The sequence below is a fragment of the Mesorhizobium sp. M6A.T.Cr.TU.014.01.1.1 genome (assembly GCF_004022765.1).
Classification (GTDB): domain Bacteria; phylum Pseudomonadota; class Alphaproteobacteria; order Rhizobiales; family Rhizobiaceae; genus Mesorhizobium; species Mesorhizobium mediterraneum.
Genome location: NZ_RZPG01000007.1, coordinates 189,247 through 214,368, shown reverse-complemented (window position 1 = coordinate 214,368; position 25,122 = coordinate 189,247). Strand labels below are relative to the sequence as shown.

Genomic DNA, 25,122 nt, shown 5'->3' with positions numbered 1-25,122 from the left:
TTATTTAAGAACATATATTTAGGGCAAGAATAGAACGGCCCGAATATGCATTGCGGCTAAACTGTTCTGTCGGCCCCGGATGTTCAGCGCTGTGTGTCAATTGTCCAAAGCTTCGAGCTCGTCGATCAGGCCGCCGATCACGCCAAGTCCGATCTGCCAGAAGGCAGGGTCGGTGGCGTCAAGGCCGAAGGGCGCAAGGAGCTCGGAATGATGCTTGGTGCCGCCGGCGCGCAGCATGGTAAAATATTTCTCCTGAAAGCCACGCTCTGCATTCTGGTAGACCGCATAGAGGGAATTCACCAGACAGTCGCCGAAAGCATAGGCGTAGACGTAGAAGGGCGAATGGATGAAGTGAGGGATGTAGGTCCAGAACACCTCATAGCCGTCGCGCAGCTTGATCGCCGGCCCGAGGCTTTCCGCCTGCACTTCCAACCAGAACTGGCCGAGCCTGTCGGATGTCAATTCGCCGTTCTTGCGTTCGGCATGCACCTTGCGCTCGAATTCGTAGAAGGCGATCTGGCGCACGACCGTGTTGATCATGTCCTCGACCTTCTGCGCGAGCATGGCCTTGCGCTCGCGCTTGTCCGTGGTCTGGTCGAGCAGCGAGCGGAAGGTCAGCATCTCGCCGAAGACGGATGCCGTCTCGGCCAGCGTCAGCGGCGTCGAAGCCATCAGCGCGCCCTGGCCTGCGGCCAGCACCTGGTGCACGCCATGGCCAAGCTCATGCGCCAGCGTCATCACGTCGCGCGGCTTGCCCATGTAGTTGAGCAGAACATAGGGATGCGCCGACGGCACGGTCGGATGCGCGAAGGCGCCCGGCGACTTGCCCGGCCTGACCGGCGCGTCGATCCAGTTGCGGTCGAAGAAAACCCGGGCGATCTCCGCCATGTCAGGTGAAAAGCGCTGATAGGCGGAAAGCACCGTGTTCTTGGCCTCGTCCCAACCGATGATCGCCTGCGGGGTCTCTGGCAATGGCGCATTGCGGTCCCAGTGGTTCATCACGTCCATGCCAAGCCAACGCGCCTTCATCGCGTAGTAGCGGTGCGACAGGCGAGGATAGGCATCGCGAACGGCTGAGGCGAGCGCATCCACCACGCTGCGCTCGACGCGGTTGGCGAGATGGCGCGAATCGGCGATGTCCTCGAAGCCACGCCAGCGGTCGGAAATCTCCTTGTCCTTGGCCAGCGTGTTGGTGACCAGCGTGAACGTGCGCAAATTCTTGCGGAAGGTTGCGGCCAGCGCTTCAGAGGCCCGGCGGCGCACCTCGCCATCGGCGTGCTGGAGGCGGTTCAGCGCCGGCTCCAGGGTGAGCTCCTCGCCATCGATGTCGAAGCGCAGATCGGTCATGGTCTCGTCGAACAGGCGGTTCCAGGCGCCGCGTCCGGTAATCGACTTCTCGTGGAAAAGCTGCTCGACCCGATCCTCGAGCTGGTAGGGTTTGTCCATGCGCAGGTCGAGCACCCACGGCCGGTAGTGAGCGAAGGCGGGATCGGCAGCAAGCGCCGTCTCGATCGCGGCATCGTCGATGAGGTTCAGCTCGAGCGCGAAAAACAGGAGATGCGCGCTAGCGTCGGTCATCTTCTCCTGAATGTCGCCATAGAGCTTGGCGCGCTGCGGATCCGCGGTGTTGCCGGCATAGACCAGCCCGGCATAGGAGACGATCCGGCCGATCAGTTCCTCCAGCGCTTCATAGGCGGCAAGCGCCTCGCCCAGCCTGCCGCTGTCGCCGCGCTCCGCCTCGGCGGCGAGCGTGCCTTTCCAGCGGCTCTCGAAGCTAACGGCATCGGTCGCCGCCTTGGCGATATCGCGCGTCAGCTCGGGGGCGTCCATGCCCGGATAGAGATCGGTGAGATTCCATTCCGGCAGATCGCCGAGCTCCGCCGCGCCCTGACCGGACGATGCCGCCGCAAGCTGCCGACCAAAAACTTTGCGCATTGCCATATCTTCCAGAACCAAGATTCAAGGGGCCAAAATTCGAGGGGAACAGGAAGCCGGTCAAATCCTAAGGAATTCGTTCACCGGGTTTTTTGAAACCTTGTTTAGAACCCTGTGCCAAGATGGTCCACAGGGCGGAGTCTCCCCTTGGGTGGGCAAATTGGGCGGGCAGAGTTGAACCAGTCATGACAGGTTCCATACTCATAGTCGATGACGATCCCGTGCAGCGCAGGCTGCTCGAGGCGGCCGTGACGAAATTCGGCCACAGCGCGATCATCACGGATGGCGGCGAGGCGGGTCTCGACGCGCTCGACGGGCCGAATGCGCGCGACGTGTCGGTGGTCATCCTCGACCTTGTCATGCCGGGCCTCGATGGCATTGGCGTGCTGAAGGCGATGCGCGAGCGCGGCATCCATGTTCCGGTCATCGTGCAGACCGCCCAGGGTGGCATCGAGACCGTCGTTTCGGCCATGCGTCATGGCGCCTTCGATTTCGTCGTCAAGCCGGCCTCTCCCGACAGGCTGCAGGCATCGATCGGCAATGCGCTCAAAGTCGAGGCGGTCGAGGGCGAAATGAAGCGCACGTCGCGGCGGCGCGGTGGCCATCTGACCTTCAAGGACATGATCACGCACAGCCCGGCGATGGACCGGGTGATCCGTCTCGGCCAGAAGGCGGCCGCGTCCAACATCCCGATCCTGATCGAGGGCGAATCCGGCGTCGGCAAGGAACTGGTGGCGCGCGCCATCCAAGGCAGCGGCGACCGCCGCTCAAAACCCTTCGTCACCGTCAATTGCGGTGCCATTCCCGACAATCTGGTCGAATCGATCCTGTTCGGCCACGAGAAAGGCTCGTTCACCGGCGCCACCGAAAAACACACCGGCAAGTTCGTCGAGGCGCATTCGGGCACGCTCTTCCTCGACGAGATCGGCGACCTGCCGCTCGACGTGCAGGTCAAGCTGTTGCGCGCCGTGCAGGACGGTGAGGTTGATCCGGTCGGCGGGCGTTCGACCGTCAGGGTCGACATCAGGCTGATCTCGGCGACGCACCGCAATCTTCTGCAGCAGGTCAAGGACGGCAAGTTCCGCGAGGATCTGTTCTACCGGCTGAACGTCTATCCGATTTTCGTGCCGCCGCTGCGCGATCGTCGCGAAGACATCCCGTATTTGGTCGAGCACTTCCTGGAGAAGGTTGCGCCCACCGATCCACGTCGCCGTCTGCACGGCATTTCGGCTGCGGCGCTCGCTATGCTGCAGGCCTACGACTGGCCGGGAAACATCCGGCAGCTGGAAAACGCCGTCTTCCGGGCCTCGGTGCTTTGCGAAGGCGATGTGCTGACTGAGGAGGAGTTTCCGCAGATCCGGGCGCAGGTCGAGGGCACCGTCAACCTCGATGCGCATGGCGCGTTGCCATATCCCGCATCGCCTTTGATCATCGGGCCGCTTGGCGAGGACGCGCCGGCCAATAACGGCATCGCTGCGACCGAGACCGATCCGTCGGCCAGTCCGCAGCCCCGCTTCGGCACGCTGCGGGCGCTCGACGAACGCGGCAATGTACGCGCGCTGGCCGATGTCGAACTCGAAATGATCAAGCTCGCCATCGACCATTACAGCGGCCAGATGAGCGAAGTTGCCCGCCGCCTCGGCATCGGCCGCTCGACGCTCTACAGGAAGCTCAAGGAATACGGCATCGATCCGGAAACAGGCCGTGTCGAGCGGCTTGCTTCCTGACAAAGCAAGTTCGAACCAGCTTGCCAGCCCGGCGTCAGGACGTTTGACATCATCGATGAGGGCGTGAGGCGCGTCAGACGGCATGCTTGCGGCAGTGTTCACGCATTAAGGCGGCCGGTAACAGATCGTGTTCATGGCAAAGCCCGAAACATGATCTAAACCAGCAGTTTACCAAGAAACCCTGCGCAATATTTTTGACGGGATATCGCCACGGTGTTACCGCATTTCGGCTTCAATAAGCGATGATTAACCATTAGGATCGATATTCGGATGCGAACATCACCGCATCCGTTGGTCAAATCCGGGGACAAACGGCAGCCTGCAAGGCCTTTTGATTTGAACAAAGTCGAACGACACACAAACGGGCGGCACTATCACATGAGCGTCTGGCCAAGATGGCTGGCAGCGGTGATTCTCGCCTTTGGCTTCCTTGCAGCGGCTGCGACCGGGGCCAGCGCCCAGACACGTTCGCTGAAACTCTATAACCTCCACACCAAAGAGAAGGCGGAGATCGTCTTCAAGCGCGGCGGCCGCTACGACCAGGCGGGTCTGAAAAAGATCAACGTCATCCTGCGCGACTGGCGCCGCAACGAGCCGACCAAAATGGATCCGCGCCTGCTGGACCTGGTCTGGGAGGCTTACCGGCAGAGCGGCGCCCGCGACTATATCCAGGTCGTGTGCGGTTATCGCTCGTCGTCCACGAACTCGATGCTACGCAGCCGTAGCAGGGGCGTCGCCAAGAAAAGCCAGCATATGCTCGGCAAGGCGATGGACTTTTACATTCCCGGTGTGCCGCTGAAGAAACTGCGCGACATCGGTCTGCGGATGCAGGGCGGCGGTGTCGGCTACTACCCGTCGTCCGGCTCGCCCTTTGTCCACATGGATGTCGGCAATGTGCGCCACTGGCCGGGCATCAGCCGCCAAGAACTGGCGCGCGTGTTCCCCAATGGCAAGACGCTGCACGTGCCGAGCGACGGCAAGCCGCTGCCCGGCTATTCACAGGCGCTCGCCTCCTACAAGTCGCGCAAGGGCGCCGGCACTCCCGCCATCGAACTGGCCAGTGCAGGCGGCGGTTCCAAAAGATCCGGCGGTCTGCTGGCGGCTTTCTTCGGCGGCGGTGAAGACGAGGCGGATGACAGCGCCGATGTGGCGGCCGCGCCGGCGCCGAAGCCAAAGACCGTGAAGCTGGCGAACGCGAAGCCGGCGCCGGCCGCCAAGGACAGCAAGCTTCCGGGCATTGCCATCGTGTCGCCTGAGGATGCCAAGCGCGCCGAGATTCCGCAAATCGCCGATGCGCCTGCTCCGGAACCGGAGGAGGACACGCCGGAAACGATCATCGCGGCGCTGCCGGCGCGCAGCATTCCGCTGCCTGGTTTCGCCCCGCGTCCGAAGACCGATGTCGGCGCCCAGCCACCCGAAAACGTTCCGTTCGGCGTGGCGGATGCCACTGCCACCACCGAACAGGCGGTGGCGACCGCGCAAGCGCCGGCAAGTGCCCCCTTCGGCATGGCCGACCCGTCTGCTGTCGCCGATCCGGCGCAGGTTGCGGCCAACAACATTCCGTTGCCGACCTGGCGTCCCGATCACTCGCTGCCGGCCGACGTTGCAGCGGCCGACCTTGCGCCGCAGGACAAGGATGTGCTTTTGGCGCTGGCGGATACGGCCGGGCACGGCAAGACCGCTACCGATGCGTTCTCGGTGCTGCCGTCGGCGCGGCCCGACTTGGCTCAACCCGACTTGGCCCAGCCCGACCAGATCCAACCCGACGCGGTCAAGGCCGTCCTCGAGCGGGTTAGCGCAACTGAGGAATATCAGGTCGCCTCGCTCTCCCAGCCGAGCTCGGTCTTCAGCGACGCGGCGAACGTCAATGCTGCTTCGCCGCGCGAGGCTGTCGCTGCCCGCCCGGCCGGCTCCGATCCGGCTGCGGCGATCGGTGCGGGTGTGAAAACCACCCGCAAGGCAGCCAGAGCAACCGCCCGGGACCTGAAGCCTGGTCCCAAGTCCGTGGTGGTCGCCGCCGAGCCGAAGGCCGCGCGTTGGGCGTTGAACAGCGGCGAGAATGTCGCCACTGTCTCCAGCGCAACGACGGCGCCGCGCTATGCCTACAATATCGTGCACACGCCGCCGAGCGAGGTCTACACCGCGGGCTTCCAGCCGAACGATCAGATGGCCGACGCCAACCGGTTCACCGGCAATGCCGTCAAGTTCCTGTCGGTCGCCCGCTTCCAGACCAAATAGCGGATCGACCAAGCATTATAAAGCCGCGCCGGGCAATCCGCGCGGCTTTTTGCTGTGACACGAACGGCTTTCGCACCGCGATCCGTTTCGGCTGCTTGGGGATGCGCAGTCGCCGGATACTGTTGGGCGCAGGACGAAAGGCCGCGTTATCGCCCGAGCTTGCTCGCCGCGCGGGCCAGGGCTTCGATTTCATCCCACTTGCCGGCCTTGACCAAATCGTCCGGCGCTACCCAGGAGCCGCCGACGCAGATGACGTTGGGCAAGGCGAGATAGTCGGCGGCGTTCTTGCCGGTGATGCCGCCGGTCGGGCAGAATTTGACATCGGCGAGCGGCGAGGCGAATGCCTTGAGCGAGGCGATGCCGCCTGACTGTTCCGCCGGGAAGAACTTCAGGAAACGCAAGCCTGCCTCGCGGGCGGCCATGATCTCACCGGGCGTGATGGCGCCGGGCAGCAACGGAACGTCGCTGTCCTTCGCCGCCGCCAGAAGCTCGCGGGTGATGCCGGGGCTGACGATGAACTTCGAGCCGGCGGCTGCCGCCTCGCCGAACTGGCGGGCGTCCAGAATGGTGCCGGCGCCGACGATGGCGTCCTCGACTTCGCCTGCCACGAGCCGGATCGCCTCCAGCGCGTCAGCGGTTCGCAGCGTGATCTCGATCGCCGGCAGGCCGCCGCGCGCCAGGGCGCGCGCCAGCGGCACGGCGTCGGTGACATTGGCGATCTTCAGCACCGGGATAACCGGCTGGCCGTTGAGGAGCGACAGGAGCTTTTCGGTTTTGCTGGGCATTTGTCGTCTCTCCGGTATTGATCCGTTCAACCGGTTAGCAGAAGGCCGTTTTTCTGTCCACGAAACGAAGCGTGTCGCGATGTCACGCACTGCCGGCAATGCCGTCAGCCCGACTGTCAAAGCCACCAAGGAGACGCTGATCCACGCGTCAGCCTTGTATCGGCTTTCATGAGCGTTTAGTGGCTTCGGCGATGATACCGCCCAATCAAACTTTCCGCGTTGCCGCGCTCTATAGGTTTGCCCGGCTCGAAGACTTCGAAGCGTTGCGTGCGCCGCTCGCCGCCTTCTGCTGCGGACGCGGTATCAAAGGCACACTGCTTCTGGCGCATGAGGGCATCAACGGCACGGTCGCCGGCAGCGAAGCTGATATCGCCGCGCTCATCGATCATCTCGAATCCATCGGAGGTCTCGCGGGCCTCGAGGTCAAGTACAGCAGCGCCGCGCAGATGCCGTTCCACCGCATGAAGGTGCGGCTGAAGCGTGAGATCGTCACCATGGGCGTTAGGGATATCGATCCGGCGGCAAGCGCCGGCACTTACGTCGCGCCGGCCGACTGGAACGCGCTGATCTCGGATACGGACACGATCGTCATCGACACGCGCAACGCCTATGAGGTGTCGATCGGCACCTTCAAGGGCGCGGTCGATCCCGCCACGACGAGCTTTCGCGAATTCCCGGCCTGGGTCGATCAGCATCGGGCCGAGCTCGTCGGCCGGAAGGTGGCGATGTTCTGCACTGGCGGCATACGCTGCGAGAAGGCGACAGCCTATGTGAAGTCGCTCGGCTTCGAGGATGTGTTCCATCTCAAGGGCGGCATCCTGAAATATCTCGAAGAGGTGCCAGCCGAACAGAGCCTCTGGCAGGGCGAGTGCTTCGTCTTCGACGAGCGCGTCTCGGTGTCGCACGGACTGGTCGAGGGTGAGGCCGAACTGTGCCGCGCCTGCCGGCATCCGCTGACCGGGCAGGACCTGTTATCGCCGAAATATGCCGCTGGCACCTCATGCCCGCATTGCTTCGATGCCCGTTCAGACGAGGATCGTGCGCGCTACGCCGAGCGCCAGCGCCAGGTCGAATTGGCGCAAGTGCAGGGCAGGGCCCCGCATATCGGACGTTAGAGCGCTTCATCGTTTCACGGAAACGCCGAACCGCTCTATCTCTTTGTTTTTGCGCAATTCCGGACGGAAAACCGTTTCACACTTTTCCTGGAATTGCTCTAGAGCGACGTGCGTCAGCTTGGAGGCACAAAGTACGCTCTAACACTTTGAATCTACGCATTGTGTTTTCCGAAAATCGATTCGGATTTTCGGGCCGATGCGTTAGGAACACGCATTTCCTGACACCACCTGCTCGTTTGCGTCATCACTGGCAAGGCGCCCACCCGTCATTGTAATGTCAATATGCGGGGCCTACCTCTTCAACGTCCGAAAACCTGCCCGTGCACGTTCGGCCGGGCCAATTCTGGAGGCATTGATGTTCGATCCCAAGAAGCTCCTCGACGATCTGCTCGGCTCGCAAATTCCCGGGACGGGGTCGACCGTCCGCGAAAAAGGGGGGCAGGCTGTGCAGATGGCCAAGGACAATCCCCTGGCGGCCGGCGCGCTGGCCGCGGTGCTGCTCGGAACCGGCGCTGGCCGTCAGATCACCGGCACTGCGGTGAAGCTCGGTGGCCTGGCCGCGATCGGTGGCCTCGCCTACAAGGCCTACCAGAACTACAAGAGCGGCAGTGCGCCGGCTGAGACGCAGGTTGCCGGTGAGCCGGAATTGCTGCCGCCGCCCGCTGACACCGCCTTCCATCCCTCGCAGGCGCCGCAAGGCGAGGACGAATTCACGCTGACGCTGGTGCGGGCGATGATTTCGGCGGCGAAGGCCGACGGCCATATAGACGACGGCGAGCGGCAGAAGATCGCCGGCAAGCTCAGCCTCGCGGGCATCGGCTCCGACGCTGAGAAATTCCTGATGTCGGAGCTGGAAACGCCGCTCGATCTGGATACGCTGGTCGCTGGCGCCCAAACCGACGCGCAGAAGCTCGAACTCTACACCGCCTCGCGGCTCACCATCGATCCGGATACGCGTGCCGAACGCGGCTATCTCGATCTGCTCGCCGGCCGCCTCGGCCTGCCGGACGCGCTGGTCGACCATGTCGAGGCGACGGTGTCGGCGGCAAAGGTGCCAGCGGAGGGCGCCAGCGAGGCAGCAAAGGCGGCTAGCAAGACCGCTCCCAATTCGCGCTGGTAGGCTGCAACCGTAGGGAGCTGACTGGCCAGATTTCGCGCTAACGTCTCGTTAACCCGGCGAGCGCATGATTTTAGGCAGTCGGATCGGCTTCCTCCTCCCAAGCCCGGTTCAGATCAGGGCGGCCGCCAATGGCCGCCCTTTTTGTCGGAGCAGCTAGCGCATAACCCGAAATCGGAATCGATTTTTGGACGCGATCATGCGCAAAATCAAATTGCTCAAAATCAAGGTGCTATAGCGTCCTTGCGGACATACGGCGCTGTAGGAGGACAGTTATGACAGACTACAAAACTGCCATCGTCACCGGCGCCGGCACGGGCATCGGTAAAAGCGTCGCCACGGCGCTGCTCAAGGCCGGCTGGAACACGGTGTTCTGCGGACGCCGCAAGCAGGTGCTGAAAGAGGCGATCGCCGAGGCCGGATCGACACAAGCCAAGGCGTTGGCGGTCGCCTGCGACATCAGCAAGGCCGACCAGGTCGACGAGATGTTCGAGACGGTGGCGGCGGCTTTCGGTCGTGTCGACCTGCTCTTCAACAATGCCGGCACGAGCTACAAGTCGACGTTGATCGACGAGATCCCCGTCGAGGTGTGGAACGACATCGTCGGGGTCAATCTCACCGGCTCGTTCCTGTGCGCCCGCGCCGCCTTTGGCGCCATGCGCAGGCAGCGGCCGATGGGTGGCCGCATCATCAACAACGGCTCGGTCTCGGCCTACGCGCCGCGGCCGGGCTCGGTGCCTTATACCGCGACCAAGCACGCCATTACCGGGCTGACCAAGACGCTGGCGCTGGACGGCCGGCCTTATGACATCGCCTGCGGCCAGATCGACATCGGCAACGCCTTGACCGACATGGCACAAGCTATGACGGTCGGGGTGCCGCAGGCCAATGGCTCCATCGCCGCCGAAGCGGTGATGGACGTCGAGCGCGTCGCCGATGCCGTCGTTCATATGGCCAGCCTGCCGCTCGACGCCAATGTGCTGTTCATGACCGTTATGGCGACGAAAATGCCGTACGTCGGGCGAGGGTGAGCAGCCGCTCTAGGACTGCGTGACCGGAAGCGGCACGCCGGGAAGATATAGCGAGATTGGGCGGATTTCGTAGACGGCGGTCGGATTGACGCGGCGAAGATCGCGGGCAATCGCGATCGCGGCATCACGCGTGGCGCAGTCGACGACGTAGAGTCCCAACAATTGCTCCTTGGTCTCGGCGAAGGGTCCGTCAATGACCATTCCGGCGCCCGGCCCGCGCAAGGTACACGCGTCTTGTGTCGCCCCGAGCCGCGCCGCCGGGCCAAGGCTACCTTCCCGGTATAGCCGCTCGTTGATCTGGAGCAGGTCGGTCATCAACGCCGCATCCTCCTGCGGCGTCAGCGCCGTGATCGCTTCTTCCACGTGATAGGCGAGGATGGCATAAAACATCTGACGTCACCTTTCTTCGGTCGTGAATTCTATCGCCGAACGCGCAAAGAGCGCTGTGGCACTTTGATTTGCGCATGATCCCCAGGGGAAAATCGATTCCGATTTTCCCCTGGGGATGCGCTTGTCCTCATTTGCCCAGAAACGTCTCGATCCGCTCCAGCGCGCGCAGGATGTTCTCTTCGGAGTTGGCGTAGGACAGCCTGATATAGCCCTCGCCGAGAATGCCGAAATCAGGTCCGCCGATCAGCGCCACGCCGGCATCCTCGAGCAGGGCGGACGCCAGCTTCTTGGCCTTCCAGCCGGTCTTCGAAACGTTGGGGAAGGCATAGAACGCGCCCTTCGGCGTGATGCAGGAAACGCCAGGCAAGGCGTTCAGTCCCTCGACCACGACCTTCCTGCGGCGGTCGAAGGCACGCATCATCTCGTCGACGTCGTCCTGCGGGCCGTCGATGGCCGCGATGCCGGCATATTGGCTCGGCGCATTGACGCAGGACCAGCAATTGACTGCCAGCTTGCGCACCTTGTCGTAGAGGTGGGCGCCCTTGTCACCATTCGGCCAGATAGACCAGCCCATGCGCCAGCCGGTCATCGCCCAGGTCTTCGACCAGCCGTTGAGCACGATCAGCCGGTCGCGGATTTCGGGAAAATTGAGCAGCGAGCAGTGCGTCTCGCCGTCATAGGTCATCACGTCGTAGATTTCGTCGGAGAGGATAGCGACGTCGGGGTGCGCTTCCAGTCCCTTGACCAGCTTCTCGATCTCGGCGCGGGGGGTGACCCCGCCGGTCGGATTGGCCGGTGAATTGAGGATCAGCAGCCTGGTCTTCGGCGTGATCAGTGCCAGCGTCTCCTGCGCCGAGAAGGCAAAGCCGTTCTCCTCGCGCATCGGCACCGGTACCGGGGTGGCGCCGGTAAACTCGATCATCGAGCGATAGATGGGAAAGCCGGGATCGGGATAGAGAATTTCAGCGCCCGGTTCGCCGAACATCAGGATCGCGGCAAACATGGTCGGCTTGCCGCCGGGCAGGATCATCACGGACTCAGGCGACACCTCGACGCCGGTGGTGGTCAGCGTGCGGCGCACCACCGCTTCGCGCGTCGCCAGCAGGCCGTTGGCCGGCGTGTAGCCGTGATGGCCGTCGCGCAGCGCCTTGATCGCTGCCTCGACGATGTGCTGCGGCGTCTTGAAGTCGGGCTGGCCGATGCCGAGATTGACGATGTCGCGGCCCTGATGGGCGAGCGCGGTGGCACGCGCCAGCACCGCGAAGGCATTTTCCTCGCCGAGGCGGTCGAAGGCCGAAATCGTGTGGAGCATTTTTCCCGTCCGTGTGGTTCTTTCATCGAGCGAGCGTTTTTGTGAGCGTCCGCTCACAAAAGTCAAACGGATTGGAGTTTTTGGTGTCGGAAAATCTCGAGAATTGGCAACCGCGCCCGCGGCCCGAACGCAAAGTGCTGGAGGGGCGCTATGTCAGGCTGGAACCGCTCAACGCTGAAAAGCACGGCGACGGCTTGTTTGAAGCATCCTCGGTGCCCGACGTGGATGGCCGCTTCGCCTGGCTGCCTGACTACCCACCGCAGACCCGTGCCGCCTTCCAGCCTTGGCTGGACAAGGCCGAAGCCAGCGAAGATCCGCTGTTCTTCACCGTCATCGACAAGGCCAGCGGAAAAATTGCCGGGCGCCAGACGCTGATGCGCATCGATCCGGCCTATGGCGTGATCGAGATCGGCAACATCTATTGGGGTCCGCTGATCTCGCGCAAGCCGGCGGCGACGGAAGCGCAGTTCCTGTTCATGAAATACATCTTCGACGAGCTTGGCTATCGCCGCTACGAATGGAAATGCAACAACCGTAACGAGCCGTCGAAGCGCGCGGCGGAACGTTTCGGCTTCAAGTTCGAGGGCATTTTTCGCCAGCATCTTGTGGTCAAGGGCGAAAACCGCGATACCGCGTGGTACTCGATCATCGACAAGGAGTGGCCGGCATTGCGCAGAGCCTATGAGGCATGGCTCGATCCGGCCAATTTCGAGGGCGACGGCCGGCAGAAGCGACGGCACGAGGATTTCCGTGCCGAGTTCGGTGCGTAGCGGGAGTTCGTGAATGGCGCATACCCATGATCACGGTTCGCAGGGGCACGACCACAGCCACGGCGCCGGTCATGTGCACGGCTCTACCGACAAGAAACGGGTGCTGATCGCGGCCTGCCTGACTGCCGGCTTCATGGTCGTGGAAGCGCTTGGCGGTCTCTTTACCGGATCGCTGGCGCTGCTGGCGGATGCCGGCCACATGCTCGCCGACTGTATCGCGCTCGGCCTTGCCTGGTATGCTTTTCATCTGGCCGGCCGGCCGGCCACCGTTCGCCTAACCTATGGTTTCGGCCGGGTCAAGACGCTGGTCGCCTATACCAACGGCATCGCAATCTTCGCCATTGCGCTGTGGATCATCTATGAGGCTTGGGAACGCCTGCTGACGCCTGCGCCCGTGCTCGGCGGGCCGATGCTGGTCGTTGCGATCGCCGGCCTCCTGGTCAATATCGGCTCCTTCTTCGTGCTGCATGGCGGCGACCGCGACAGCCTGAACATGCGCGGCGCCATCCTGCACGTGCTCGGCGATCTGCTCGGCTCGGCGGCGGCGATCATAGCTGCCCTGATCATCCTGGCGACGGGCTGGACGCCTATCGATCCAATCCTGTCAGTCCTTGTCTCGCTGCTGATCCTGTCCACGGCCTGGTCGCTGATGCGCGAAGCAGCCCATGTCCTGCTCGAAGGCGTGCCGGCGAGCCTCGATCGCGATCTGATCGCCAGGGACATAGAGGGGACAATCAAGGGCGTTCGCGAGGTTCATCACATGCATGTCTGGTCGCTCGACGGGTCAAGCAACATGGCGACCTTGCATGCCTGCCTCAATGACGGCGTCGATGCCCACAAAGCGGTCAGCGCCATCAAGAAGCGGCTTGCCGCCGAGCATGGAATTGCCCACGCCACCGTGGAACCGGAATTCGGCCAATGCGCCGACAGCCACGATGAGCACGACGGCGAGCACGACCATGCGCACGATGCGGCTCCGCACCATGGCCATTATCACTGACATCGGAGTTCCACGGCATTGATAGCGAACTTGATGAATTCCCGCCGCGTCGGGACGACTTGATGGACCGCGACACGCGCAATGCGGCGATAGGCGCCCTCTGGGTGCTGCTGCTGTTCGGCATCGCCGCCTACTATCTGCCAACCGTGATGCTGGCGGTCGGCCGCGTCTCGACCATTCTTGCGGCTGCTATTGCCGCTGTCTTCATGGTGGCGATCTTTGTCGTGTTCTGGCTGCGCGGTCGCAGCCAGCGCAAAAGAGGAAAATGATATGCGTATCCTGATAACCGGTGCGGCAGGCATGGTCGGCCGCAAGCTCATCGCCCGGCTGGCGAAAGACGGAACGCTCAGCGGCCGGAAGATCGCCGCGCTCGACCTTCACGATATCGTGCCGCCGCGGGCGCCGGTCCTGGAAGGCGTAGATGTTGTCATCCACACCGGCGATCTTGCTGCGCCGAGCGCGACGGAAAGGCTGGTCGCATCGCGCCCCGACGTGATTTTCCACTTGGCTGGTGTGGTGTCGGGCGAGGCGGAAGCCAATTTCGATCTCGGCTACCGCGTCAATCTCGACGGCACAAGGGCGCTGTTCGATGCCATAAGGCTGGCGGCGTTTGCGCCGCGTGTCGTCTTCACCTCGTCGATCGCCGTGTTCGGCGCGCCGTTCCCGGATGTCATTCCCGACGAATTCCACCCGACGCCATTGACCTCCTACGGCACGCAGAAGCTGATGGGCGAAGCCCTCTTGGCCGATTACACGCGGCGCGGTTTTTTCGACGGCATCGGGATCAGGCTGCCGACCATTTGCGTCAGGCCGGGAAAGCCGAACAAGGCAGCCTCCGGCTTTTTTTCCGGTATCATCCGCGAGCCGTTAAGCGGCCAGGAAGCGATATTGCCGGTGCCGCGCTCTGTCGTGCACACCCACGCCAGCCCGCGCTCGGCGGTGAATTTTTTGATCCACGCAGCAGGGATCGACGGCAGCGCCGTCGGGCCGCGCCGCAATCTGACGATGCCCGGCGTCGCCGTCACGGTCGGCGAGCAGATCGAGGCACTGGAGCGCATTGCCGGCGCCAAGGCGGTGAACCTGATCCGCGAGGAGCCCGACGACACGATCTGGGCGATCGTGAAGGGCTGGCCGACACGCTTCGAGGCGCGGCGGTCGAGGGAGCTTGGCTTTGCCGCCGAAAAGAGCTTCGATGAAATCATCCGCGCCCATATTGAGGACGAGCTGGACGGCAAGATCGCAAGCTAGAGCGCTGCGCGTCCAATCGGACACGCAAAGCCGTCATCCGCCAGTTGTCAGGCTCGCCGAAAGCAGCAGCAGCCCGAACAGGAAGACGAAGGCTGCGCCGCCGATCTCGACGATCGAATGGATGCGGTTGCCCATGCGGCCGTCGCCGGCGAAATAGACCGCCCAGTTCTTGGCCGTCACCGCCAGCGTCGCCAGGACCGAGACCGTGATCGCCGTGCCGAGTGCCATGGCCAGCACCGACAGGATGCCGCCGAACCACAGCCCGTTGAGCATGGCGAAGCTCAGCACGATCAGTGCGCCAGAGCAGGGCCGGATACCGACGGCCGCCACCGCCGTCCAGGCGGTGCGCCAGTCGAAGCGGTCGCCGGAAAGCAGCGCCGGGTCGGGCGCGTGTGAATGTCCGCACGTCTCGCAGACTTCGCCCGCCGCATTGTGATGATGATCGTGCCCGCCATGGCCATGGCCATGGTGATGGTTGTGCGTGCCGTGATCATGGTCATGCGCATCATGGTCGCGGCCGGCATGTGCGCGAAGCGCATGGGAATGTTCCGAATGAGCATGCACGGAATGTGCGTGGCCTGCGTGCGAATGGCCGGCATGGGCCGCCGAGAGGCTGTAGGGAGGGCTCGCGCCGAACAGGCGAAGGACGGCAGGGCCGGCCTTGCGCCACAAAAGCCAGGCGCCGAACAGGGTGACGAAGACATAGCTCATGATTTCGAGGAACCATGCCGCATCGGTCATCGATATAGCGGTGCCGCGCAAGACGAAGTAGGCGAGCATCATCACGAGGATCGCCGTCAGCGCCTGCAGCAGGGCCGAGACGAAGGACAGCATGATGCCGCGCTTGAGCGCGACTTCGTTCGCCACCATGTAGGACGAGATCACCGCCTTCCCGTGACCGGGGCCGGCGGCATGGAAAATGCCATAGGCGAAGGACAGGCCGATCAGCAGCCACAACTTGCTGCCGTCCTCGCGCATCGCCTTCATCGCGCCGGCAAGCGCGCGGTAGAATTCCTGCTGGCGCAGATTGATCCACATCAGGACATGGGCGAACGGGCCGGTGGTGGGAGCTATCCCGTCATTGGTGCCGATGCCGAGCGAGCTCTGGGCGTGGGCGGCGCCGAGGAAATGCGTCATCGCAAGGGCGACGGCCAAAAGGCCGAAAGCCAAACGCAGGGACGGTTTCGTCACCGGATTATCCTTCTGGCTGACAGTTCATTTCAAGCTTGGTCGCAAAGATCTTGCTCATATCGGTGCCTGTCGGATCGTTGAAGAAGGCGTCCGTCAGGGTCTTCTGGTTCTCGGCGATCGCCTCGTCGGGGTTCGGACGAACGACTTTGCTCGTGCATTTCGACGGCATGCCATCGACCTGCAGATTGGCATCCTCGGTGAAATCGATCGCCGTGTAGAAGGTCGGGTCGTAGACGCCGATATCGATCTTGCCGGCCAGCTTCATCGGCGCCTTCGGTTCGGATTCGAACAGGATGATGAGTTGGTCGTTCTCGAAATTGGCCATCAGCTGCGGCGGTGGGCTCATCGGCTCGTCCTTGCCGTCGACGGTGACGAGTTGGAAATAATTGAACTCCGCCAGCGAAGCATGGACGGTGTCGGCGACTTCCTTCAGCTCCTTGTCGTCGAGCTTCAGGTCAGAATTCTTGTCGAATTCCATCATCACCGTGCTCGAAAACAAATCGTCGAAGCGCCAGAGATGGCGCAACGCCTTCACACTTTGGTGATCCGGGCTGAGAACCACTTCGAGGCGGGCCTCGGCGAAGACGTGGGGATGCACTTCGGCCGGCACGACCATGGCAAATGTCGCCGCCATGGCCGAAGCCATCATGATTGCTTGCCGTTTCAGATGCATTCTCGGTCGCGATCCCATCGACTTCGGTAAATATCGAGAGTTACCAGAAAGGGGGCGAAAATGGGACCGCCAGGCGGCTGAAAGCTCATGCGCTGTCATTCGTCTTGAACCACTGCACCAGGAAATCGACAAAAACGCGAACCTTGGCAGGCAAATAGCGCCGGTGCGGATAGACTGCGAAAATGCCGCTACCCGAAAGGATGCGGTCATCCAGCACAGTCACCAGCCGGCCGCTTTCGATGTCGGGAGCGGCGATGAAATCGGGCAGGATGGAAAATCCCAATCCAGCCACCGCGGCGGCTCTTGCGGCCATCGGACTGTTGACCTCGATCGGACCGGAGACCGAGACGGTTACCGTATCGCCACTGTCGCCCTTGAACGGCCAGTTGGTCAGCCAGCGGCCATTGGTGTCTATGATGCAGGGCACGCGGCCAAGGTCCTGCGGCCGCACCGGCATGCCGTGCTTGGCGATCAGCTCGGGAGATGCGCAGAGCCGCACCGAAAACGGCGCCAGACGCCTCGCGATCAGCGAAGAGTTTTCCAGCCGCGAAATGCGCACGGCGAGATCGAAACCTTCCTCGACCAGATCGACGAAGCGGTCGTCGAGATGGATGTCGAGCACGATGTCGGGATGCTGCTTGGCGAAGTCGATCAGCGATTGGCCGATCGGTGCGTCAGCAAAGGTGCGCGGCGCTGAAAGCTTGATCCTGCCGCGAACGTCGCCGGAGGATTCGCGCACCGCATCGGCCAGGCTGTCGACCTCGCGCACGATTTCCGAGGCGCGGCGATAATAGGTATGGCCGGCCTCTGTCATCGAGAACTGCCGCGTGGTGCGGTTGAGCAGTAGCGCACCGAGCTCGTCCTCCAGCTCGCGCACATATTTCGACAGCAGCGCCTTGGAGCGGCCGATCTTGCGCGCCGCTGCCGAAAAACCTTCGGCCTCGACCACGTCGATGAAGGCGCGCATGCGGGTCAGCGTATCCATGTCATGCGCTCCTTTGGCGGGCTGAAAGGATGCGCGCGGCGAGCGCAATCAGTTGCCGGTCGCTGTTCTTCGGTCCAAGCAGCGACAGGCCGAATGGAGCGCCGTCGACTTGGCCTAGCGGTAGGGTGATTTGCGGAAAGCCGGACAGGCCGGAAAGACACAACAGTCTCAGCGCGCGTTCACGGTACGTCTGTAAATCGTCGAAGGAATCGGCCTTAAGCGGGGCGGCGCCCGGAACGGTCGGCAGTACAAGAACGCCATCCTCGCCAAGATGCTCGGCGAGTTCGAGGCGGAAGGCGTCGCGGCGCTGCGTTTTATGTCGCGCCGTCGCGGCGTCGATGGTCGCGCCATGCTCAAAGCGTTCCTTGACGCCGGGGCCCAGCATCCGGTTGCTCTGCGAGATCCAGGCACCATGATTTTGCCAGGCTTCGTACCCCTGCAGCTTGCGGAAGCACCAGTATAGATCGTCGGTCGAATGCGAGAGCGGCGCGATCATCCGCGGCGTGCCGATCACCGAAGAGACATGCTGGACCATGCCGCGATACTCGTCCGCCTCCTGCAGGCCGAGCATGAGTCCGTCCAGCGCATCCAGGGCGATGGGGCGCTGCAATTCGTGGCGGTGCAGATCGTTGCCGAGCAGCACCGCGCCGACCTTGTCATAGGTGGTCATGTCCTTGGCAAGCCACCCGAACGTATCGAGGGAGGGGGCCAGCGGCATGGTGCCATCGAGCGAAATGCGGCCATGCGTGACCCTGAGGCCGATCAAGCCACAGAAACTTGCCGGGGCGCGGATCGAGCCGCCGGTGTCGGATCCGGCGGCGATGTCGGCCAGCCCGCCGGCGACCGCAGCGGCGGAACCGGAGGATGAGCCGCCGGTGATGCGGTCCGGCGCTGCCGGATTGACCGGCGACGGAAAATGCGCGTTCAGCCCCATCAGGGAGAAGGCTAGTTCATCCGTTTGCGTCTTGCCGACGAAGCGCGCTCCCGAATCAAGCAGCGTCTGAACGGCCGGCGCTGTCGCGGCGGCGGGTGAAACCTCCTGGTATTTCTGCGGATTGCCGCAGCCGGTGCGGTAGCCGGCCACGTCGTAAATATCTTTGACGGCCAGCCGCAGGCCGGCAAGCGGGCCGGACTGCGCATTGGATACAGGGATATCGTCTAGGTCGAGAAAAGCGTTCAGGGGGCCGCGAGTGCCTGTCATTCGTTCGATATCCGGATACAGCTGTTGCAACATTGTTCGATGCTAGGAATTTTACAACCTGACGTACGATTTTTATTGATTGTGAAATCCTTCGACCTTATATCGCGCTTGCCCAAAGTCGCACGTGCCTGTGGGTGTCCGCCGATCCTCAAAATGGTGAGGGATATCGGTAAGGTAACTGGAGCCAACCCCTCCAGTCGGTTTAGCGGCCAACCGCCAGACCGAGGACACCTTGAAGCAACGACGGTGCGGGCCTTTCTGGTGTTCTGCCGGTCGTCCAAAGACCGGGGTTACTGAAGAGGCACACCTTCATTGCCGGCAGTGCGGACGGGTCTCCCATCCAAGCCAAGGCAGACAAAGCGAACCGAGGCCGGGCAAGGCCAAGGTTCACCGCCGCGAGACGGCGTTTCATGGTTCCGGGGTCTCCACCGGCTGGTTCCATGGATTTGACGTCCCGCCTTTGTCCACCGCGTGTTCGCGAGGTCGATGACCCGCGCCCCGCAGCCTTTGTGCGCGCCGAAAGGCGCTGATGGAGAGACCCCGATGGCTACCCAGCGCATCCTTGACTTCCTCGCCACCCGACGTCCGAACGGCCCTTGCCTCGTCGTCGATCTCGATGTCGTGCGCGACAATTTCCGCGCCTTCGAGAAGGCGCTTCCCGATTCGAAAATCTACTATGCGGTGAAAGCAAATCCGGCGCCTGAGATCCTGCGCCTCCTTGCTGCGATGGGCTCGTCCTTCGACACCGCTTCCGTTGCCGAAGTCGAGATGGCGATGGACGCCGGTGCGCCGGCGGACCGCATCTCCTTCGGCAACACCATCAAGAAGGAGCGCGACATCCAGCGCGCCTATCAGCTCGGCATTCGGCTGTTCGCGGTGGACTGCGTCGAGGAGGTCGACAAGATCGCCCGCGTTGCGCCCGGCGCCCGTGTGTTCTGCCGCGTGCTGACCGACGGCGAAGGTGCCGAATGGCCGCTGTCGCGCAAGTTCGGCTGCGTGCCGGCGATGGCGGTCGATGTGCTGCGTCGTGCCAGGACGCTCGGCCTCGACGCTTATGGCGTGTCGTTTCATGTCGGCTCGCAGCAGACCGACCTGACTGCCTGGGACCGTGCGCTCGGCGATGCCAAGAAGGTGTTCGCGGCGCTCGCCGAGGAAGGCATCGTGCTCAAGATGGTCAATATGGGCGGCGGCTTCCCGACCCGTTATCTCAGGGATGTGCCGGTGGCACAGGCATATGGCCAGGCGATCTTCTCGGCGCTGCGCAAGCACTTCGGCAACGCCATCCCGGAAACCATCATCGAACCGGGCCGTGGCATGGTCGGCAATGCCGGCGTCATCAAGTCGGAAGTCGTGCTGATCTCGAAAAAGGCCGACAACGACAATGTGCGCTGGGTGTTCCTCGACATCGGCAAGTTCGGCGGTCTCGCCGAGACGATGGACGAGGCGATCCGCTATCCGATCGTCACCGCGCATGACGGCACCGAGACCGCACCGTGCGTGCTCGCCGGCCCGACCTGCGATTCGGCCGACGTGATGTACGAGAAGACGCCGTATCCGCTGCCCTTGTCGCTGACCATCGGCGACGAGGTGCTGATCGAGGGCACCGGCGCGTACACCACGACCTACGCCTCGGTCGCCTTCAACGGCTTCGAGCCTCTCCGATCCTACGTGATCTGACGGTTCGAAAGAACCGCTCAGATCATCCCAGGTGGGCGCCTGTCGCCCGCCCGGGCTCGCCTGTGGAACAATCCGCTCGTGAAGGATCGCGGAAATGGAAATTGTAGATTTCATTGTTGAAGACGCTGCGCGCGGAATCTCCCCCCTCGAGGGGGAGATGGCCGGCAGGCCAGAGGGGGTCGGTCCGGCTGACGCGACCTCTCTTGGACCGCACGGCGTCGGCGCTTCACGCGCGGCGACCCCCTCTGTCGCCTTTGGCGACATCTCCCCCTCGAGGGGGGAGATTGCTGGTGCTTTTGCCATCACCGCCGAGACCGCTGCCGACGTTCCGGCGCGCGAGGCCTTGCTCGATCGCGCCATGGGGCCGAAGCGCAAGAAAAAATCATCGGAAAAGCTGCGGCGTGGCCGCCGGCCTTCGGAAGGCCTGGCCTTTGTCGCGCGCGATGCTTCGGGCGCCGTCAGTGGCACGGTGCGGCTATGGGATGTCGTGCTGGGCGAGGACGGTCGGGCAGCCCTTCTGCTTGGCCCGCTCGCCGTCGATCCCACAATCAAGCATGCCGGCATCGGCTCGGCGCTGATGCGCCATGCAATCACTGAAGCCGCGCGTCTCGGTCACACGGCAATCCTGCTGGTCGGCGACGCGCCCTACTATGAGCGCTTCGGGTTCTCGGCGGAGAAGACCGGCTCGCTGGCCATGCCGGGCCCTTATGAACGGCACCGCTTGCTGGCGTTGGAACTGGCGGAAGGCGCGCTCGCCGACGCGCAGGGCACGCTGAAGGCGGCAGGGCGCAAGCTGAAGGCACAGCGGCTGTCGCTCGCGGCCTGACGGATCGGAAACAAGCTGCCGCCCATTGCGCGGCGGCTTGTTTCATCCCGGATTAGAGTGGATCAGCCGATCAGCTGGCTCAGCGCCATGGCGACGCTCATGTCGCCTTCGACCTTTATCTTGCCGGACATGAACGCCATGGTCGGGTTGAGATCGCCTGCGATCAGCGACTCCAGATCGTCGAGCGAAAGCTTTATGGTGCAGTCGGCCGGCGCGTCGGTGGTCGAGACATTAGCGCCGTCGATGACGATGACACCGTCGCCGCCGGTATCGAATTTCACGGAACGATCGAACCCGGCACTCGCCACGCGCGCGCTGATCTTGTCGGCAATTTCCTGAACGCCCATGGCCGTTCTCCTCGTCTCGTTGCGTTTGTCGCACATTGGCACTTCGGTCCGGCCGAAGTCGCCGTCTTGCGCATTTCGCGATCACGGTCGCTGGCGCATATAGCTTTGGGTTGACGTTTACGTCAACGCGGTTCCCCGAGATGAAGATGGGTTTTATCGCCGCAGTGAAGCCGGGCTGTCCGCGAGGCCAGCCCAGAGGGGGATGGCGGTCCCATTGCATTTAGCTGGACACTGCCGGCAAATGACCGCTACCGTCGCCATATTGCTTGAATCAGGTTTCTACCTGGAGATCGAGTGCTCGAAGAACCGAACAGAAATCCCGGATCCCATCGCTATGGGAAGCCGAGCTTGTGGTGGCCGCCACCGTTGGTTTGATGGCCTGCGGGTCTAATCCAAGCTGAAAACCAAATTCTGTGTTCAGAGAGAGACCATCATGAATACTCTGCTTTCCGTGGAAGCTCGGGAAACCGCGCTTGCCGTAACTTTCTCGTCAGGCGAAACAGTCTGCTATCCTTGGCTCTGGCTAAAGGACAATGCGCCATCGGCGTTTCACCCGCAGACCGAAGAGCGGATATTCGACCTGACCAGGGTGGAGCCCTCACTCAGACCGATCAGCGTGCAAGACAGAGGCGGCACTGTGAGCATTGTCTGGCCGAACGACCAGGCTGAGGAGGAATTCCCGAGCCAGTTCTTTGAATCCTATCGCCCGGGCAGAAAGAGAAATGATCCGGCTGACATCGCTCCAAAACTCTGGGACGGCTCGATCGATCTGGCAACCATACCGCGTCACTCCGCCGGAGACATCTTGCAAAGCGATGCCGATCTGCTCGCCTGGCTGAAGGCAACGGCTGCATACGGGCTCTCCATCGTCGATGGGCTTGACGATGATCCCGACGCCGGGCGGCGCGCGGCCGAGCGGATAGGGTTCCTGCGCCAGACAAATTTCGGCACCATGTTCGAGGTCGTGTCGATGCCGAAACCGAACAACCTGGCCTATACGCCGGTCGCCCTGCCGTTACACACCGATCTTGCGAACCAGGAGGTGCCGCCCGGCTATCAATTCCTTCATTGTATCGCGAACGAAGCTGAAGGCGGTGGATCGGTCTTTGCCGATGGGTTTGCGATCGTGGCCGCGTTACAGGCGGAAGATCCTGAAGCCTACCGTCTCTTGTGCGAGGTTGAGATACCCTATCGTTTTCACGACGAAAACTACGATCTGCGCGGTAGGTTTCCTGTGATCGTAACGCGACGCGATGGAGAAGTGACAGAGTTACGGTTCAACGCCCATCTTGTCGATGTCATCGACCTTCCCTCCGGCATTTGCGCGCCCTTTTACGCGGCCTATCGCAAGCTGATGATGATGATCCGCGGCTCGCGTTTCCAAATAGCCTACCGCCTCAAGGCCGGCGAAATGGCGGTGTTCGACAATCGCCGGGTGCTGCACGGTCGCCAATCGTTCAATCCGAACACGGGGCGGCGACATTTGCGCGGATGTTATGTCGATCGTGGGGAGTTTCAGAGTCGTATTCGCGTCCTCTCGCGATAGCGGACGACACCGCGAAAGAGCGTTGGTGGTGCCGAGCATGAACGTGCAGTCCGCCGCCGAACCTTTCAACGCGCCGCCGACGAACTGGCGGTCGTGGAGGATTTTACGACCGTGTCTTCGTCGCGCTGCTGAGTCGTGCTGCTGATCGAAGGCCACCTGATGCAGCGCCACGCCGAGAAGCTCGACAAGGCGGGGCGGGACCTATCGGGCGAGGGCTAGGCCTACCGAGCAGCCCGGCTGTCACGTCGTGAACAACAAGGATGATCGCGGCGGTCAGTAGCCCTCGGCACCCAGGATCTGGAACGCTGGCGGACGTTCCTCCGGTGGGTTGTTTCCAAAGCCGGCTACAATCAGGGCAGTTACACGGTTTGCGTCATTCAAACAGACGAGGACAGTGGTCAAGCCTGTCCCTAGCTTGGACTCGGCCCCCTGCGCTCCGAGTGGGTAAACGGGCCATGACAGCAGATTCTAGAGCGGTCATCTCACGCGTCGACCGCGTCAGGGGAGATAGGATGAACCCGTATCCGGGAGGCGAGGATCAAGACCCCATGATGGCGCTACACGAGGGGGAGGTTCAGTCATGAGAATCAAAAGTCTGATGAAGCGCGCCGAGAAGGTGGACAGAGCATTCAAGGAGCTTGAAGCCGATTTGGCGGACGCGTTCGATGAGTGCCTCAACCTGGACGACCAGTCGCCGTTGGAGGCCGTCCCGGATGAGAATCTCGCGGCAAAGAATGACAACTCTCAGCCCGAGGACGACGCTGGCACCGCTCGACGCCTGACCTCCCACACACAAACCCGGCTGGCTGCGTTGAATGCCGTCGATGGGCTCTTCGACGATGCGCGGGAGTATCTGGAGGAGATCAATACGAAACTGTCGGAGATCGCGACCTCGCATCATCTGACAGGCGAATTCCTGAAGCTGCTTCACGGGGACATTCTTCGCGCCAACGAACTGGAACTGGCAAATGTCGGCCTGACCACCCAGCAAAGAGTGCTGTCGGAGCAGCTCCACGACGCTACCAGAAAGCAGCGTGAGCGTGAAAGCGCTGTCGAGGCCCTGCAGCAGCGCGAGACAGGCCTGATCGAGGACAAGGAGGCACTTCGCCGTGCGCTGGCTGCAGCAAGGCTGGAACTCGTCGTGGCAGGCAATGCGAGCGCAGAACGCGAAGCGGAGTTCGGTGACCTCGTCACAACGCTTTCGGCCAGAACGGCCGAGGCCAACAGATGCTCGCGCGAGAACGAGATACTGCGGGAAAAACATGTCAGCCTGTCGATCGACCTCGACAAGGCGCTGAAACGGGAAGTTGAGGCGCGGCACAGGCTGGATGAACTCTCGACGATTCATGCCAATGAGACGGCGCGACTTTCGGAAGTGCTGGCTGCGCTTGGCAAGAGCGAGAAAGAGGAAATGCGGCTGCAGAAATCGCTCGATGTCGCGCAAGCGAAGCTGTCGGAAATGACGGAAGCGGCCCGTATCATGGAAGGTGACAGGGAAGCCGAGCGAGCGCGTGGTTTCACGGAGATCGGCGGCCTGCGTTCCGAAATTCGGAACCTCCAATCGCGATTGGAGGTTGCCTTGAACGAGAACAGTGAAGCCGCCAGCGAGATCGCCAAGCTCAAGGCTCAATGGAGCGACGCTGTGGCCGAAAAGCAAATCGCGGAGGAAAGGTTGTCTGCTCTCAGAAAGGAGAACGAAAACGACAAGATGAACCTTTCGACCGTGAACGCGAATTTTTCGCAGCTTTCCCTGCAGCAGGCATCCGAGCAGATACAGTTCGATGTCCAGAGGCAGGAATGCGAGGACCTGCGAGCCGAAGTCGCGTTGCTCGATGCTCGGGTCAAGGAACTGTTGCCCTATGAGCGTCTCCACAAGGTCACAAACGCCAGACCGCGTGAGGACGGCGTGGTCGAGATCACCGGTGTCGTGGCGGAGAAGGCCCGCGCTACAAGCAGGCGGCGTGTCCGTACGAGCCTGCGCGCTGCATCCTAAGGCGCAGGGTGGGCT

22 protein-coding genes are annotated in these 25,122 nt (G+C 62.6%); 13 read left to right on the top strand and 9 right to left on the bottom strand.

The features are described 5' to 3' along the window. Positions 1-96: 96 nt before the first annotated feature. Entirely contained in the window at positions 97-1,935 is a 1,839-nt protein-coding gene (locus EN885_RS10660) for a M3 family oligoendopeptidase (RefSeq protein WP_128335176.1), read from the bottom strand. A 185-nt stretch (positions 1,936-2,120) separates the two neighbouring features. On the opposite strand from EN885_RS10660, the gene EN885_RS10655 reads away from it, so the two are divergent. Then, complete coding sequence (locus EN885_RS10655; protein WP_128335175.1) at positions 2,121-3,662, top strand: sigma-54 dependent transcriptional regulator; 1,542 nt, start codon at positions 2,121-2,123, stop codon at positions 3,660-3,662. A gap of 378 nt (positions 3,663-4,040) precedes the next feature. Then, positions 4,041-5,900, top strand: coding sequence for a DUF882 domain-containing protein (locus EN885_RS10650; protein WP_128244381.1), 1,860 nt, complete (start codon positions 4,041-4,043; stop codon positions 5,898-5,900). Between the two features lie 146 nt (positions 5,901-6,046). Here the strand turns inward: EN885_RS10650 and EN885_RS10645 are convergent, their stop codons facing one another. Beyond that, positions 6,047-6,685 (bottom strand): 2-dehydro-3-deoxy-phosphogluconate aldolase, encoded by a 639-nt coding sequence (locus EN885_RS10645; protein WP_128244382.1) that lies wholly within the window; start codon positions 6,683-6,685, stop codon positions 6,047-6,049. Positions 6,686-6,876: 191 nt separating this feature from the next. Here EN885_RS10645 and EN885_RS10640 point away from each other — a divergent pair, with 191 nt between their 5' ends. From EN885_RS10640 to EN885_RS10630, 3 genes are all read left to right on the top strand, one after another. Then, positions 6,877-7,800: a rhodanese-related sulfurtransferase gene (locus tag EN885_RS10640; protein WP_128244383.1), complete on the top strand. Its 924-nt coding sequence runs from the start codon at positions 6,877-6,879 to the stop codon at positions 7,798-7,800. A 355-nt stretch (positions 7,801-8,155) separates the two neighbouring features. After that, complete coding sequence (locus tag EN885_RS10635) at positions 8,156-8,920, top strand: tellurite resistance TerB family protein (protein WP_095484085.1); 765 nt, start codon at positions 8,156-8,158, stop codon at positions 8,918-8,920. 272 nt (positions 8,921-9,192) lie between these two features. After that, positions 9,193-9,948: an SDR family oxidoreductase gene (locus EN885_RS10630; protein WP_128241834.1), complete on the top strand. Its 756-nt coding sequence runs from the start codon at positions 9,193-9,195 to the stop codon at positions 9,946-9,948. A 9-nt stretch (positions 9,949-9,957) separates the two neighbouring features. Here the strand turns inward: EN885_RS10630 and EN885_RS10625 are convergent, their stop codons facing one another. Together EN885_RS10625 and EN885_RS10620 are read right to left on the bottom strand one after the other, a co-directional pair. Then, the gene (locus EN885_RS10625) at positions 9,958-10,338 is read right to left on the bottom strand and encodes a YciI family protein (RefSeq protein WP_128241835.1); all 381 of its coding nucleotides are present in this window, start codon (positions 10,336-10,338) and stop codon (positions 9,958-9,960) included. Between the two features lie 127 nt (positions 10,339-10,465). Next, a complete protein-coding gene (locus EN885_RS10620) occupies positions 10,466-11,650 on the bottom strand; it encodes a pyridoxal phosphate-dependent aminotransferase (RefSeq protein WP_128241836.1) in 1,185 nt (394 codons plus the stop codon). Between the two features lie 83 nt (positions 11,651-11,733). Here EN885_RS10620 and EN885_RS10615 point away from each other — a divergent pair, with 83 nt between their 5' ends. The 4 genes from EN885_RS10615 to denD all read left to right on the top strand — a co-directional run bounded on the left by EN885_RS10615 (position 11,734) and on the right by denD (position 14,668). Beyond that, positions 11,734-12,420, top strand: coding sequence for a GNAT family protein (locus EN885_RS10615; RefSeq protein ID WP_128241837.1), 687 nt, complete (start codon positions 11,734-11,736; stop codon positions 12,418-12,420). Positions 12,421-12,433: 13 nt separating this feature from the next. Next, the gene (locus tag EN885_RS10610; protein WP_128241838.1) at positions 12,434-13,420 is read left to right on the top strand and encodes a cation diffusion facilitator family transporter; all 987 of its coding nucleotides are present in this window, start codon (positions 12,434-12,436) and stop codon (positions 13,418-13,420) included. Positions 13,421-13,482: 62 nt separating this feature from the next. Beyond that, positions 13,483-13,689: a hypothetical protein gene (locus EN885_RS10605; RefSeq protein ID WP_128241839.1), complete on the top strand. Its 207-nt coding sequence runs from the start codon at positions 13,483-13,485 to the stop codon at positions 13,687-13,689. Position 13,690: 1 nt separating this feature from the next. Then, positions 13,691-14,668 carry a D-erythronate dehydrogenase gene (gene denD, locus EN885_RS10600; protein WP_128241840.1) on the top strand — a complete coding sequence of 326 codons (978 nt, stop codon included), beginning with the start codon at positions 13,691-13,693 and terminating at the stop codon, positions 14,666-14,668. Between the two features lie 33 nt (positions 14,669-14,701). Here the strand turns inward: denD and EN885_RS10595 are convergent, their stop codons facing one another. From EN885_RS10595 to EN885_RS10580, 4 genes are all read right to left on the bottom strand, one after another. Further along, a complete protein-coding gene (locus EN885_RS10595; protein WP_128241932.1) occupies positions 14,702-15,805 on the bottom strand; it encodes a nickel/cobalt transporter in 1,104 nt (367 codons plus the stop codon). 58 nt (positions 15,806-15,863) lie between these two features. Next, the gene (locus tag EN885_RS10590; RefSeq protein WP_095484092.1) at positions 15,864-16,532 is read right to left on the bottom strand and encodes a DUF1007 family protein; all 669 of its coding nucleotides are present in this window, start codon (positions 16,530-16,532) and stop codon (positions 15,864-15,866) included. Positions 16,533-16,617: 85 nt separating this feature from the next. After that, the gene (locus EN885_RS10585; RefSeq protein WP_095484093.1) at positions 16,618-17,517 is read right to left on the bottom strand and encodes a LysR family transcriptional regulator; all 900 of its coding nucleotides are present in this window, start codon (positions 17,515-17,517) and stop codon (positions 16,618-16,620) included. Between the two features lies 1 nt (position 17,518). Next, positions 17,519-18,718, bottom strand: coding sequence for an amidase (locus EN885_RS10580; RefSeq protein WP_128241841.1), 1,200 nt, complete (start codon positions 18,716-18,718; stop codon positions 17,519-17,521). Between the two features lie 543 nt (positions 18,719-19,261). Here EN885_RS10580 and odc2 point away from each other — a divergent pair. Next, the gene (gene odc2 / locus EN885_RS10575; protein WP_095484094.1) at positions 19,262-20,395 is read left to right on the top strand and encodes an ornithine/lysine decarboxylase; all 1,134 of its coding nucleotides are present in this window, start codon (positions 19,262-19,264) and stop codon (positions 20,393-20,395) included. 283 nt (positions 20,396-20,678) lie between these two features. Next, positions 20,679-21,221, top strand: coding sequence for an N-acetyltransferase (locus EN885_RS10570; RefSeq protein WP_245493052.1), 543 nt, complete (start codon positions 20,679-20,681; stop codon positions 21,219-21,221). Between the two features lie 62 nt (positions 21,222-21,283). Here EN885_RS10570 and EN885_RS10565 read toward each other — a convergent pair whose 3' ends face one another. Continuing rightward, positions 21,284-21,568: an SCP2 sterol-binding domain-containing protein gene (locus EN885_RS10565; RefSeq protein WP_095484241.1), complete on the bottom strand. Its 285-nt coding sequence runs from the start codon at positions 21,566-21,568 to the stop codon at positions 21,284-21,286. A gap of 433 nt (positions 21,569-22,001) precedes the next feature. On the opposite strand from EN885_RS10565, the gene EN885_RS10560 reads away from it, so the two are divergent. Both EN885_RS10560 and EN885_RS10550 read left to right on the top strand, forming a co-directional pair. Further along, positions 22,002-23,114, top strand: coding sequence for a TauD/TfdA family dioxygenase (locus EN885_RS10560; RefSeq protein WP_128241842.1), 1,113 nt, complete (start codon positions 22,002-22,004; stop codon positions 23,112-23,114). Between the two features lie 580 nt (positions 23,115-23,694). Then, positions 23,695-25,107 carry a hypothetical protein gene (locus tag EN885_RS10550; protein ID WP_127203824.1) on the top strand — a complete coding sequence of 471 codons (1,413 nt, stop codon included), beginning with the start codon at positions 23,695-23,697 and terminating at the stop codon, positions 25,105-25,107. Positions 25,108-25,122: the final 15 nt, after the last annotated feature.